12 protein-coding genes and 1 pseudogene are annotated in these 14,400 nt (G+C 40.7%); 4 read left to right on the plus strand and 9 right to left on the minus strand.

The window, feature by feature from the left end; all coding sequences use genetic code 11:
• Positions 1-157 precede the first annotated feature (157 nt).
• The 4 genes and pseudogenes from J8L97_RS20695 to J8L97_RS20715 form a co-directional block, all read right to left on the minus strand.
• Positions 158-1,324: a murein transglycosylase domain-containing protein gene (locus J8L97_RS20695; RefSeq protein WP_210998011.1), complete on the minus strand. Its 1,167-nt coding sequence runs from the start codon at positions 1,322-1,324 to the stop codon at positions 158-160.
• A 112-nt stretch (positions 1,325-1,436) separates the two neighbouring features.
• Positions 1,437-2,588: pseudogene (locus J8L97_RS23650) on the minus strand (aromatic ring-hydroxylating oxygenase subunit alpha).
• A 21-nt stretch (positions 2,589-2,609) separates the two neighbouring features.
• On the minus strand, positions 2,610-2,810 hold the full coding sequence (locus tag J8L97_RS20710) for a hypothetical protein (protein WP_210998009.1): 201 nt from the start codon (positions 2,808-2,810) through the stop codon (positions 2,610-2,612).
• A gap of 1 nt (position 2,811) precedes the next feature.
• Positions 2,812-5,901: a hypothetical protein gene (locus J8L97_RS20715; RefSeq protein WP_211052517.1), complete on the minus strand. Its 3,090-nt coding sequence runs from the start codon at positions 5,899-5,901 to the stop codon at positions 2,812-2,814.
• A 141-nt stretch (positions 5,902-6,042) separates the two neighbouring features.
• Between J8L97_RS20715 and J8L97_RS20720 the strand changes: the two genes are divergently transcribed.
• The 3 genes from J8L97_RS20720 (at position 6,043) to J8L97_RS20730 (ending at position 8,176) form a co-directional block, all read left to right on the plus strand.
• Positions 6,043-6,630 (plus strand): TetR/AcrR family transcriptional regulator, encoded by a 588-nt coding sequence (locus tag J8L97_RS20720; protein ID WP_210998007.1) that lies wholly within the window; start codon positions 6,043-6,045, stop codon positions 6,628-6,630.
• 70 nt (positions 6,631-6,700) lie between these two features.
• The gene (locus J8L97_RS20725; protein ID WP_211052519.1) at positions 6,701-7,276 is read left to right on the plus strand and encodes a hypothetical protein; all 576 of its coding nucleotides are present in this window, start codon (positions 6,701-6,703) and stop codon (positions 7,274-7,276) included.
• A 9-nt stretch (positions 7,277-7,285) separates the two neighbouring features.
• A complete protein-coding gene (locus tag J8L97_RS20730) occupies positions 7,286-8,176 on the plus strand; it encodes a sterol desaturase family protein (protein WP_211052521.1) in 891 nt (296 codons plus the stop codon).
• A gap of 68 nt (positions 8,177-8,244) precedes the next feature.
• On the opposite strand, the gene J8L97_RS20735 is transcribed toward J8L97_RS20730, so the two are convergent.
• Together J8L97_RS20735 and J8L97_RS20740 are read right to left on the minus strand one after the other, a co-directional pair.
• Positions 8,245-8,478, minus strand: a complete 234-nt coding sequence (locus tag J8L97_RS20735) for a hypothetical protein (RefSeq protein WP_210998004.1) — start codon at positions 8,476-8,478, stop codon at positions 8,245-8,247.
• Positions 8,479-8,969: 491 nt separating this feature from the next.
• A complete protein-coding gene (locus tag J8L97_RS20740; RefSeq protein WP_211052524.1) occupies positions 8,970-9,503 on the minus strand; it encodes a hypothetical protein in 534 nt (177 codons plus the stop codon).
• Positions 9,504-9,899: 396 nt separating this feature from the next.
• On the opposite strand from J8L97_RS20740, the gene J8L97_RS20745 reads away from it, so the two are divergent.
• Positions 9,900-11,249 (plus strand): sphingomyelin phosphodiesterase, encoded by a 1,350-nt coding sequence (locus J8L97_RS20745; RefSeq protein WP_211052525.1) that lies wholly within the window; start codon positions 9,900-9,902, stop codon positions 11,247-11,249.
• A gap of 312 nt (positions 11,250-11,561) precedes the next feature.
• Here J8L97_RS20745 and J8L97_RS20750 read toward each other — a convergent pair whose 3' ends face one another.
• From J8L97_RS20750 to J8L97_RS20760, 3 genes are all read right to left on the minus strand, one after another.
• A complete protein-coding gene (locus J8L97_RS20750) occupies positions 11,562-12,344 on the minus strand; it encodes a hypothetical protein (RefSeq protein WP_211052526.1) in 783 nt (260 codons plus the stop codon).
• 386 nt (positions 12,345-12,730) lie between these two features.
• Positions 12,731-13,690 carry a DUF4350 domain-containing protein gene (locus J8L97_RS20755; RefSeq protein WP_211052527.1) on the minus strand — a complete coding sequence of 320 codons (960 nt, stop codon included), beginning with the start codon at positions 13,688-13,690 and terminating at the stop codon, positions 12,731-12,733.
• A 230-nt stretch (positions 13,691-13,920) separates the two neighbouring features.
• On the minus strand, positions 13,921-14,400 hold a 480-nt coding region (locus tag J8L97_RS20760), incomplete at its 5' end, for a hypothetical protein (protein WP_247688756.1).

Raw genomic sequence — 14,400 nt, forward strand, 5'->3', positions numbered from 1 at the left:
AGTTATAAAAGGCACAACTATTAACGCCTATTCAGTGTACAGCATAAATTAAGCCCCGCTATAAGGCCTATGAGACTTTAGTTTCAAAGGCCTTAATATTTGTTTATTGTCATACTATTTACGCCATAAGTCCTACCCTTAACGGCAGTGTGACCGTCTATAAATACTTTTCCTTGGCTTTGGTCACCTTTTCTAAGTAACGGCGCGATTCATCACGTGGATGCTGGTGACGAAGGCGTTTATACACACTAGACGGAGACTGTGCATTAATTTTTTGTACTGCTGTTGTACGGTTCGAATGATAGGTTTTAAACACATTACCCGCCCCCCCGTTATAGGCAGAAATAATGGTATACTCTCTGCTTTGTTGATGACTTACTCCCACAAGATAACGTGTGTTTAATATTTTCAAATACGCAGTACCAATATCAATGTTTTGTTTGGGGTTCATAAGCACTGACTTTGTAGGCTGCCCCGTGCGTTTTTTCTCTATTTTATACACATCTCGACCTGCTGTTGCGGGAATGACCTGCATCAGCCCATAGGCATTTGCATGACTCACGGCATAAGGGTTAAAAGAGCTTTCAGTCTCAATCACCGCGTAAATGAGTGCTGGGGCTATGTTGTATTTTTTAGCTGACGCTAACACATATTCACTGTACTTTAAGTGACGCAAGTGTTTGTGGTCACGCACTAAGTTAAACCCTACATAAGATATCTTTTTATCCCCTTCAAACGTCGTTTTCAGCTTATTGGCAACTAAATAATCAGCATACCGCCGAGCCCGCCATTCGAAACGGACTAACTGACCATCTTGGTCTCGCACTTGGGGATATAAAAAAGGTTCACCTGCAACCTTAGGGGATTGGCTAGAAAAAATATCCGTTTGACTAGGGTCATCAGAAGTTAATAGTGTTTCAAATACCGCCTGTGAGAGTTTTTCACTGATTTTTTTGGTGGCAATGGTTTCAATTTTGACCCACCCTGTATCAAAATCCACAATAGCACGGGCTTTATAGTCATTTGAATACTTCACATAGCGGGTATTACTGGGCAATTCTTTATTTCCCTCACCCCACACCTGCTCAATGATTGTGTCTAAATTAGCAAGTAATTGCTGCACTTTGGCTGTATCTTGACTAATTGCTTGCTGAGAGCGCTTTACTCCTTGCACTATCGCCACGATATCATTTGGGTCTTGACTAACTTGTTTAGTCAGCTTTTTAATTTCGTTCGCAGACTGAAGATCTAACGTTGACTGACAAGACGCGACCCAAAACAACACCATCACGGCTGTCAGTGTCTTTACAACTCCTCTGTGCATATATTTGCTCTCTTAGCGCTGCAAAATGCCTTATTTTTTCATTGTAATCGATATGACATGAAATTGCGTGTCAATTACATCAAAGATAACAACAACCTGCCTTAAAAGATAATCATCGCCAGTGCGATTTAATCCACTCCCACACAAGCTTTTTATGTTCTCTCACAGGGCACTCTCCGTATTCTGCGCTTGGCCCAAACTCAAAAAACGGGCTAGAAAAAGATTTCTGCAATTGTTCACACACATAAATATCTTCTTGCAAAAAGTTCGCAGATCCAAGCCCATGCTTATCATCATACCCAGAGTCTTTCGCTTTAACCTTTTTGTTCCAGTAACTTGCTGAGCGAATACTTTGCTTCATAAATTCTAATGCAGAACCATTCTTCATTTTTGTGCGAATGATCACTTTGCTACGATCGACAGCGACTGGGACTATCTGAAAAACAGACCATGAGGACTCAGACTCAGCTAACCCGATACCAGGAAATAGCATCGGCACCCAAGTGCCTAGTTTCTCTATCTTCGTATCGTAAATAAGTGGGTAAGGCGAGTTTTGCTTGATGTCTTATTGATACTCTTTTGTTAATGGTTCCCAAAACCGAAAGTGCGGCCCAATAAAACCAAACTCGGCACGTTTATGATCATACATATTCAATGTGCCAACATGAAGGTGAGCTAAATGATAGTGATCAATATAATTTTCAACAACAACCTTCCAATTCGCTTCTATATCTTCAATGATAATACTGTCTTCAGGTTCAATTAATGTCTCAACTTTATGAGGCCCTAAATAAGGTGCTATTGGCGAAAACCATTGCTCAATTGATTGGGAGTTGGGATCTGGGTGGACCCAAATCATCCCTCGCCAAATGCCCACATTCGCTTTCTTTAAGCCATAACAACTTTTATCTAAGGCCGGAAACTCCCTGCTTGCTTTAGGCAGCGATAATAGCTTCCCTTCTAAATCATAGGTCCAATCATGATAAGGGCAAACAAGTTTATTGCTTGCTTTGCCTTTTCCGTCACGGAGCCGGGTGCCTTTGTGGCGACACATATTATGAAAAGCCAAAAGCTGCTCGCTTTTACCTTTAATCACCAAAATATTATTCAACCCTGCTTGCACTGTCAGATAATCACCTTCAACGTTTAAGTCTTCAACTAACCCAGCAAAAGCCCATGTAGTTGAAAAAATATGCTGCTGCTCTAACGCAAAAAACTGTGGTGAAATATAAGCATCAAGCGGTAAACCATTTTGTGTATTCATAACAACACCTTTACAACAGACCTAATCATAAGGCCAATAAGGAAATATAAAGCAGCTTGCGGCCACCACAGCCCATACAAGCATGGTAAACCAATACATCCCTGGCTCACTCTCTCTACGATATGCCTGCCAAATATACGCCTCGCCACGGATCAAATCGAATAACAGCCATAGTATTAGCGCAAATCCTAACCAATAACTCCATGGTAATGTAGGCCACATACTATTTCTCCTCATCGGCATTTAAAATGCCATCTAAATCATAATCTAGCGCTGACTGCCACCCTTTGCCTGGCACAGTACAAGTATAGGTCAAGTTATTGTTCTCTTCCCTTGCCAATAAACGTATTTGTATCGATGATAACGGCTGTTCATATGCCGAGTCTGACCGGTATGTTTGCGTTTTACTCTCAAATAAGTAGCCTCGCTTACGATTGTTAATAGTTCCTAATGCAATCAAGTCACACTCTGTCACCTTCCCCCCTAAAATTTTAGAAATAAACGGCGTTTTCGCGCGTTGTTCTAATAGCGTAATACGGTTGAGCACACCTGCTCCTGACAGCGCCGATAGGGTAATTTGTTGGCCGACTATGGGAGCCAAATCATTGTCAAATTCCATCATATAATCCACCAAACCTTGACGCGTTGAGGCATCAGGGATCCCCACTTTTCCAAAATTGAAATGACAACCATGACGCTCATTTGTTCCCGGTAAGCACCCTTTTTCGCCATTATCAAAAACCGCGCCTTTTAAAAAGTTTCCGAGTTGATCTGTTGCCCCATCATGTAAAAAACCAAAGCCTCGAATTTGATCACCTTGATGTTCTTTCGTATGTGATGGTAAAAACCCCTCTCTATCAGGCAGCCCAAACATGCCAACACGGGTGTATAGATTTCTAAGCTGAGGCACTTTCAATATTTGAATCTCGCCACCGTGAGCCACCTCACCGCGAGTCCCATAAAAGCCTTGTGCATGATCAACGCCATGACACCCTTGACAATTTACCCCATCTGTACTTTTACCATTAACAGAGGTGTCTTCTGCTGCACCATCAGACCGTCGAGAACCATGAAAAAAACCAGCGCCTTTTTGGGCCGACAAAGACAGCGTATTGTCTAAATTGCGGATCGGATTCGGTGGTAATGCCACTCGCAGCATAAAATCAGCAAATGTATCTATATCTTTCTCAAGCGCAATCACGTCTGGCGATTTTTCAGTCGTATTTACTGACTCTGGCAAGCTAATATCTAACCCGAGTAAGCCTTCAAATGCGACAATAAAGTTCTTAAATGAGCTTTTTTCGTCGAGCGTTTGTTTACTATCCTCACCGAAGTAACCCACTGAACGGTCTCCCCGCCAATGCATATGTCCGTGATTACGCATCCCTCGAAGGGGTTGTGTTCCCATTGGGCCTTTCATCGCTGCAAACGACTGTAAATCCCCATTGCCATTAATAACATCGAGTAATTGACAGCTTTCATCAGCTGGTCCAACGAGCGAACACCCTAGCTCTGATATGTTTTGAGTCGGAAATGGTTGCGGATTTTTACCATTTGAGGCATCAGGATTGCCTAAATTCCAACTCAAATGATCGGTATCACCAAAAATATGGCAGCTTGCACACGAAGACTCTCCATTTGATGATGAGCGGTTGGCGTCATACAACATTGCTCGGCCCGCACTAAAATCTTGTGGCTCTAAGGTCGGCATATATAACCGTTGCTTTTCACGCTTACTATTTAAATCAATACTAACCAAACTATTATCAAAGCGTGTAAATACATACAATGCACTTTGAGCTTCATCAAGCAGTAACCCAGCTGGGCCTCCTTCAACGGAAAGATATCCCTGGCTCAATACCATAGGGTCAAACTCCTTGCCTTCGTTATCCCAAAACTGGTTATTTTCTAACTGCGAAGTTGGCAATACTGCTACTTTGTTTGAACCAATAACAGCGCTATAAAGCGTTTTCCCATCTTGTGATACCGCCAGTTGCATGGGCGTCGATAAGCTATGCTGCTTAACCAAAGCATTACCTTTAAGGTCAGTATAGTTAATATGTCGATTTAAATGCCTTGCACGCACTTCTTGCGTACTTGGAGTAATAACTGTAATACGACTTCGTGCAATGTCCCCTTGAACAGTTGATCCAGCATATGCGCCAGCCCCTTCAAAACGCGTAGCGTTATTTGCTTGTGTATTTGAAACATATACGTTGCCTGATTGGGGGTTTACTGCCAAATTAAACAAGGTTGTTCCCACATGTTTATACGCAGCACGCTGGCTTAAGGAGACAGTATCAATTGCGAACACATCTAGGTCTGGTAAGTTGAAACGAATGCCATTTGAAAAGTTTCGACCTTTACTATCTAACCACTGCTTTGTGCGGTTATCATATTTGACAATCATACTGGTCCAAGGCTGAGCAACCCCGTCTTTATTAATGCCCGGCGCCGTTCTTCCACCAGGTAAATAACCGTCCTCTAATCCGTTGGGACTGGTTAACCCATCCAATACTTGGCAAGGGTAAGCTCCATATTCATCATCTTCGTAACCAGCACACATCACAGATTCATGGACAGCCGCAGTTTGATTACCCGAATTCAGCACTCCTGCATAAATCATTTTTTGATCTGGTGTAACCGCCAAGCCACGTAGCGTATCTCCAAACAGGGACACTATCTTTATCGGTTTCCCACCCAGTGTTTTCCCTAAATCATTTACGTTAAAGACCCAAATATCAGCGCGCCCTTGTCCCGCTTGATGCAATGCAGGATCACCTGCTCCATCAATATTTTTTAACGCTGGGTACAGCCTTTGCTGACCACGATGTGCTGTGGTGATAAATGCTTTATTATTCGCAAACACGATATCTCTGGGCTCATCTCCTACCAGTAACGTCCGTGTGACTTGTGCAACGGTTCGACTAAGGTCAACCACACTCACAGAGTCTGAAAGATGGTTCACTACCCATGCTTGGTTTTGCATCACAGCGACTGAAACAGGCTCTAAACCAACTGTAAGCGATTGTTGATGGGTAAGCGCCCCATCAACAGATACAGTAAATATCTCGAGGCTATTATTAGATGTATTCGCGACCAATAAACGCTTACCATCCGCTGTTTTCGCGATTGGTCTAACCGGTGCTGACTCAAAACCAATAAATTCAGACCTTGCCAAAGGGGGGGCAACAATACTTGGAGAAGTATTCATTGTTTGAGCTACTGACACTATTTTTGTTTGTTCACTTGCGTCACACCCAATAAATAACATGAGTGATAGCGGCACCATTAGCTGAGTGATTCTATTCATATAGATGATTACCTCGACATATTGAATCATAAATTGTCAACCAGACAATTTACAGCTTACCTTACTCTCTTTTAAATTGTCAACATGACAATTTAAAAGAGGATCGTTATAGTAGAGATATAAATGTAATGGGAGAGAACAATGGCAAGGCCGAGCGTAGCAGGACAACGTCGAGAAGAAATACTCGATGCACTTGAGGTTTGTATTTTAGAAAAAGGTATTCAAGCAACGTCACTAGAAAACATTGCTGAGACAGCCAAAATGAAACGCACTATTTTAAGGCATTACATTGGTAATCGTGACGACATAATTTGTTTGTTAAGTGAACGGTGGCGAGATAAATATACTCAGCAATGGCAGGAGTTATTAACATGGCTACCATCATCAAACAGAGCTGAAGCTCTCATAGATTCGCTGTTTTCTTCTCGTAGTAAAGAAAGTATCAATACCACAATCATTGGTGAGGCTTTATTTTCCGAAGCAAAAAGGCTTGCCCCTATCAAAGTCCACCAACAGCACATTATGCAGGAGTTCATTCAGCACCTAATTCATGAATTTAAAGCGCAACACCCTCATGCTGAGTCAGATCAAGTAGAGCTTATTGCTTATGGTATTTACGCTAACTATCTCATGGCTGAATCTTTATTACCGTTAGGCTTGCTTGATGAGATTTATAAGTTCAAACAAGCATCTGTATTACTTTGCTCACAATTAATGCATAAACAGTAAATTTTCACATTGACAATTTATTGTGATTTGACGTAAATTACACCCTATCTTATTTCTGTTGGTGTGTGGTATGAATCTATCTAATGCAATTATTACGAGTGTTATTATTGTTGCTGCTTTTTGGGGACTTGCGTTATTTCAGGGAAATAATGTAGCTGCCCAAGAACTCAACATAAGTCCTGTCACACACACCATAGAGCGCAATAAAGTAACCCCTATTGATAACGAAAACGATAAAATCACGCCAGACACGATTCGTATTGCCGGCGTACATAAACACATCCAATTGATTAATATTGGGCAACTGTGGCAACGATTTAATCAAAAAAGTACATTGCACCAAGCCCTTAAAACCACGCCTAAAAAAGTCTATGTTTTATATTCAGCGTTTTCAAATAACTATCAACAAGCTGACGTAGTCATCGGTTATGACATAAATAACTTAAGCCAGTTTGATAAAAACTACACAGTTAACACAAGCCACTACAATGAGTTATTACCCGCAAAAAAATATACTGAAATTCAATTGGCTAACGCTTGGAAAGAAATAGACTATAGTAAAAAAGTAGCATATGTACTTGAAGTACATGCTTTAGATCTATCTGGCAAAACAACATCAACGCAAGTGTTCGTGTCGTACAACTAGGAGCGGAGCATGGAACTTTTAACACAACTATTTACACCAAACGAAGTATGGAGCCTAGAGGCTTGGATTGATGATTGGTTTTTCGTTATCGCCATCGGCTTATTTATTGTTGAATGTCTGCGCTACGTGGTGAAAAAGCAGTTCACTAAAAATTTTTTCGGGGACAGTGTGGCCAACTTTGTTACATTGGGCATGTTTATCCTCATCGTCGCTGTTGTCGCAGCCACTTATGCGGGCATATTTTTATATACTTACAATCACTTTCGTATTACTGACCTACCACTAAATGGTTGGAGCATACTTTGTTGTATTGTAATTGCTGATCTCGCTTATTATTGGGAGCACCGCTTTTTACATAAAAACGGTTTTGGCTGGGCTACGCACACTGTGCACCACAGTTCGCCGCATTTTAATATTTCGGTAGCCTATCGCCATGGTCCACTGGACTGGTTTTTTCCACTGTTTTTTCACTTACCTTTGGCTCTGTTGGGCTTTCACCCATTTATAATATTTTTAGCCGAAATAGTCGTACAAGTGTTTCAAACCTTATTGCATACCGAGACGATAAAAAAACTGCCTCGTCCTATAGAAGCAATTTTTAATACCCCCTCACATCACAGAGTGCATCATGCGACCAATAAACAATATCTTGATAAAAACTATGCCGGTATATTTATCATTTGGGACAAAATGTTTGGCACATTCGCACAAGAAAATGAACCCGTAACCTATGGGGTTTATCCGAGGTTAAACAGCGTTAACCCACTGAAAGTGTTTTTCTCGGGTTATCTCACACTTATAAATAGGCTATGGCGTGCGCCGACTTGGGGTTACAGGCTAAACTTACTGGTAAAATCGCCTACATGGGCATGGCAACATGAGCAAAAACAAAAAAAGTAGACTCATACAGAGTCTCCCCTTAATTATTATGTTAGCACTTATATAAAGTGTAAGTGCTTACAAAATATCTAGTTCGGACCACATACATTTAATGCTGTTGGGCAGTCACACGCTGTATAAGCGGTTAAAACAATTGGAATCGTGGGGCCACACTGGTTTTGATTAGACTCTTGATCACAGCAAGCTGTATTACCGGTATTTTGTCCTGTACCACCTGCAATCAGCGGGGTATTACCAATTGATAAACGGTTAGTATTTGTTGATAAGCACTTGAGCGGTTTCTTGTTAAATTTTAATTTCATTTACTATCTCCTTTTAGTTATATCAACAAAATTAACCCAAACTTAATATTTACTCAACCCACACGCCACCTCTCATTTACTTTTACCTCCATTAAAACACATGTTTCTTGCTGCAAAATATCAGAGCACATGTAAAAGGAAAAGAGCAGCATTTGTAACCTCTTTATATTCAGTTCGACAAGGATACAATGATGGGCGCAAAAGAAATGCCCTTACTATTGGCGCATTATAAGTTACATTGGCTGTTAAGTGAGGCACAAAAAAGATAGAGCAAAAAGTGTCTTACGGGTTATTTTTATACCTTATCAAAAAATGCTAGGAACATTAAAGCTTGCAGTAAAAAATATAGTTGCCCAACTATTTCGCTTAACAACCACCTAAGAAAAACGAATTTAACCAATTTAGTTAAGGAGAGTAAGTTGTTCTCTAATGAATGCAAAATAGCCCATTACTGCGTTAGTAGCCACCAACTAAATTAAGGCTCCTGGGCGTTAGTTCGCACTTTTTATCTCACATACTTTTTGCGCAATGTGCGACAAATAGCGTTGTAGAATTGCCAAAAATATAATCGGTAACACTGCCGCATAAGTACGATTACCCGCAAAAATAATGGCTAGTGGGATCATTGAAATAGACGCTAACAGTAAATAAATAGAAAATTTACGCGCACTCCCTTTAACAGCAATAAACCCCGAAGAAGACGCAAAGGTTGTTAAGCTGCCAACAATAACCATGAGTATAATAATAGCTGACTCGCGTAATAAGCCGTAAAGTTGTAAATACCACCATTGCTCGAAGCAAACGGCTAAACCACCCAACATCAAGTAAATATTGCCGGCTAAAACCAAACGGTTTAGTGGACTATTCTGAGGCAATAAAATGAGAAGTTGAAGCAAGCCTAATAAGGCACCTAGCTGGAACGCGTCAAGCCAACGATCGTCAGAGGGTGGACCATACCAGAATGCAAAAGTGGCAAAAATAGATAGCGGGAAAAATTGAATCAAAGTCAATATCCACTTACCCATAAGCCTGACGCTCCTTTGTGCTAGTTAGACGAATGAAATGAAAGCCCCCTCCTGAACATGTGTAGCAAATTAGATATATGAGAGCAAAACTAGGGACGTCCGCTATAAGGAACATTAAAACACTTGTTAATAATTTAGCAAAGATACTTTTAGCCTTGTTGTTATGATGCTGTCATGAGTAAGTTTGGTAAACTTGGTTAATTATCCCTTTATAACGGATGCACGCGACAAACCACCGAAATGTAATAATAATGTAACTGTTATAGTTTACTTTCCTCCGATGAAGCTCTATTTTATTACTGCAAAACCTTTTTATGATTTTAAAAATCAAAAATATATAAGTCACCCCTGCAAGAAGTAGAGCTACAAACCTAACAATTAAAAAAGGAACTATACATGATCCCCCTTAAACAGTGCAGAGCACTCGGTTTAATCATCGTAGGTATTTTGTCAGGCTTATTATCCGGTCAAGCGTTGGCAGAAAGCTATATGTATTTAACCAATAACACCATGGCCCCCCTCACACTCAATACCCAGCAAACGGGGCATAACAATATTCGCCATGGTGACCAGTGGCAACAATTGGCAACGGAAGTTCCCCCTTTAGCCACGGTTAAATTCTTACGCTTTAACAGAGACCAAGGTATTAAGTGGGGGAAAGAGTATGTTTTTACAACAAGGGTTAATGGTACTGAACAACCGGTTTACCTAAAGCAGAAACTGCTCGGTACCATGACATTCAGTAACATGTGGCTCAGTGCTCAAAATGACCCATGGTACGATGATCGCGATATTCACTATGTCTCGATTGACGGTCAACAACAAACTTTGGCGTTTAAATCATCTTCAGCCAGAGCCTCTGGAGATGACATTCACTACGTCATTCATAACCAATTCGCCAAGTCTGAAAAATCTGAGTATTCAAACGAATTAAATGTACTGACTTACAACACATGGGCATTATTACCCCCACTGGCCTCTAAAAATACAGGCGACCGGCTCGATACCATAGCTCAGTATATGGATAATTACGATGTAGTTGTATTTCAAGAAGTTTTTGACCCTATCTTGACGGCTAAGTTCAGAGCAAATGTGGCAAAAACCTATCCGTACATGACCGAAATCCCATGGAAAGTAGGTAAGATTTTGACAGGTGGTTCATTCATCGCCAGCCGCTGGCCCATTGAAACCCAAGATGCCGTTGTTTATAACGCTTGCCGAGCTGATGGCTGCTTGGCAGGTAAGGGAATGAACTATGCAAAAATAAGAAAAGGCAGCAATGCTTTCCATATTTTTGGCACCCATACTCACGCTTATACCAGTGAGCAAGATGTAACGGTTCGTTTTGAACAACTGGCACAGTTAAAGCGCTTCATTGACAGCAAACACATTCCGTATGAAGAGCCTGTGATAATGGCGGGTGACTTTAACGTAGATAAAATCAACTATCCACAAGAGCACTTGGCTTTCCTTGCATTATTAGATGCAACAGAGCCAGAAGCCACTGGCGCTTATCCTTACTCTTACGCAGGCCCAGTTAATATATATGCAGACGATAAATTCAATGAATATTTAGATTACGTGCTGTATAGCAATGGCCACCTGACACCTTACGCATCAGAAAATAAAATGCTGACACCGCGCAGTATCGATAGCCAACACTGGAAAAGCTGGGATTTGTCTGATCATTACCCAGTAGAAGGGCGCTTTGCATTTCCCTTACCTCCTGAGTATATGCCTTATTGAAGCCTCAGGTAACCTTAAAAACGGAGCTTCTTAACTGAAGCCCTTAACTTTCATTAGTAAAGTGTTCTTGGTGTTTTCATGACCAAGAACACGCATCAATTTTAAGTGGCTGGCCACGCATTTTCACTCTTTAAACAAGGGGGAATTGACCATACGTAGATTTACCATCGCACTTTTGTCGTCACTCACTGTTTGCCAATACCACACTATTTTTATAATCAAACGACAAATAAAAGTACGCCTTACAATAGGCTCTAAATTTCCTACGACAAAACAAGTGTAAAGCATTGACAATCTAAATACATTAACCTGTCACGGGCATATGAAAGCACTGATATACCACCTAGTATTCTGGCTAGTGAGTTGCTGTTTGAATACTGCCGGATAGCCTTTTTCTGATAGCACTGTTTCCGCAAGCTTTTCTAAAGCATTAGCCTGTGTCGTTTCATTTTCACTTCGCCTAATTGCGTAGCCTGATACTTTATACCCAGTGCGTGAATTGACTGAAGGGTACAATTCTCGAACTCTAATTCGACCTTTCGCTCCTTCTCGCTCAAGTTCTTGTTTTATAAAATTAGCTTGTTCTTTCGCATGAGTTCCAGATGACGTACACCAAAAAATATCATAATCCCAATCCTCCCAATCAAAAGAGGGCTTAACATTTCTATTGGTTCTTAAGTTACTGTTTTCATAACGTTGAAACTCTTTTTCTTGTACAATTATGTTTGCAGCTTCTTGTTTAATTGTTGGGGTGCCACCTTCCTCTAAAACGCCCAACAGACGACGCCTTAACTCGCCATCGACCATAACTAGCACAAACTGTTTTGCGACTTCTTGCTTGCGTTCATTTTTTTCTTCTAGAGATTGTTGCACGAGGTCATAAATTTTAAAATTAAACTCACGCTCGGCATCTATTTTTTCACGTTCATCACGCGCTTCCTTAATCGCAATATCTACAGCGGCAATCCGCTGCTTCAGCTCGTGGTCTACCTGTGAAATTGAAGAATTCAAAAAAGCAACCATCGTCGCTGTTGCAACCGTAACAAGCGGTATAAAAACACTTTTTAGAAATGCACCAAAAGACGCCCAATTCACTTTATACTCTCCTTACAAGTTCATAATTTGGTATTCAATCGGCACCTAGCTTGCAACGCATAATTATATGCTAAACAAAGGCGATACTTGCCCTGTGTGCCTAGAATTATATTGTTTATGCTACGGGAATTTTTCTTTTATGGCGTACGCTGTATCAAACGCTAATGTGCTATTTGAACTTTTGTAAGCTATCCTGCATACTCAGTCTATATTAGGGGTCTATTTTAAAACACACAAGCTACTTTCTGATAACAAAATCAGAAAGTTATGAGCAGGTATATTAAGGTCCATAAAAAATCATTGCTAACGTGCCCAACAGACGCAGCATTGCATCAACACCTCTTGAAAAAGATAAAATAGCTTATTAAATAGTATTTGCTGCACCTTTAAATCACACCAGCAAGCCAAGCCATCAAATTTAATAAAAACATTTCATTTTGTTCAGCGCCTTTAGATGCTAAACCAAATGTTCTTCCTGATTCAGTATCTAACTGAGACGAAAACATCATTCCCTCAGCAAATACAGCTACTCGACCTTTCCCAATCTCTAATACAGCACCTTGACTCCACCCGTCCATAGACACTCTAGGCGTATCCGCGTTTACTTGAAAAGGTATGTCAGGGACAATAGAAAAAGCCCCTTCACCAAAAGTTAAAAGTGATGTCGCCTCAGGTGGTGCTTTAAAAGCTGAACCACCAAATGTTCTCACCCGCTCTATGCGATTAGGTTGAATCGTACTTTTTACCGTTTCAGTGACACCGGTCGGCAAATAACGAAGTTGTTCACTCTGAGTAACTTTAGCGGTAATTATATGATCACCGAGCGTTTTGTCATGAGCGTAAAACATCGCATTATTCACATGGCCATGACTAAATTTAAAACCAAATTGACCAGCTAGATTTTCAATCATTTTAGGAAACGGAGTATGATCTGCAATTAAAAAAAGTGAGCCTCCTTGTTGTACCCATATTTTAACAATGGATACTTCTTCGTCAGTCAGTGCATCAGAAAATGGCGGGGCCCAGTCTTTTCTATTTTTATCTAGCGCATTCGCAATCACTAGTATATCAGCGCGATGCAGACTCTTTGCAGAAAAACGCTCCTGATTAGGTCGAACAGTATATCCATCACTCTCAAGAACTTGCGCAAAAGGCCTTAACCGCCCATTTGTTGTTAAAAAATTATTGTGAGCTTCGTCTATAAATACAATAGGGCTGTTTTTACTTGAAAAGGTTTGTTGGGTATTTTGAGGAACAAAGTTTGAGTCGGCTTGTTGAGCTCTATCAGAGCAACCGAGTAATACACTCAGAGTGACACCAACAAAACAGGTCTTTAATGATCTCATTTTCCATTTCCTTATTGAATACACCCGTTTCAGATTTAATTAAGATTACACCTCTACAGAAAGCGAATATACCCAAGAAGGGTTTAGATTGTAACAAGAAATATTAACAAAGCAGCGTTGAAAATAGGACACTTTTTAGATTGAAGCGGTAGTACGCGTAACAGTGTTAAAAAGCACTCACCATATAAAAGATTTGATCTTTATACCATTTAGGCAGCATAAATTGAAGATTAGTTAGGGCTGACTGTGACCGTAATTGTATCGGAATAAGTACCCGAATCGTTTAGACCGTTTGACTGAGGGGTAATTTTAAGTGATGTCGCTTGTGTTTCACCTGTGTCGCCTGTACCGGCTCCAGTTGCTTTAGTGTGCTTGTATGTACCCGATTCTAAGTCGATACCAGCTGTATCACCGATGTTGAGTGTATAAGCAATTTTACTCCCCTGAGTATTACTAGCAACTAGAAAACCACCATTTGTTGACGTATATTCCGTTGTTGCGTTTTCGCCTGTATTACACCAAACATCAAGCGTACCGATTTCTTGTGTTTGCTGTGAAGCGTCTAACTTCAGGCTTGTCACATTATTGTTGTTACCGCTGCTTGTTTTACACAAGGGCTCAATCGTACCTTCAAAAGCAAACTTAGCCTCAGTACCAGATGTATCTAATACTACCGCAGCTGTGCCCATTGAAGTGATTGCAGTTGCAAC

The sequence above is a fragment of the Pseudoalteromonas sp. MMG012 genome (genome assembly GCF_018100875.1).
GTDB classification, from domain to species: Bacteria; Pseudomonadota; Gammaproteobacteria; order Enterobacterales; family Alteromonadaceae; genus Pseudoalteromonas; species Pseudoalteromonas aurantia.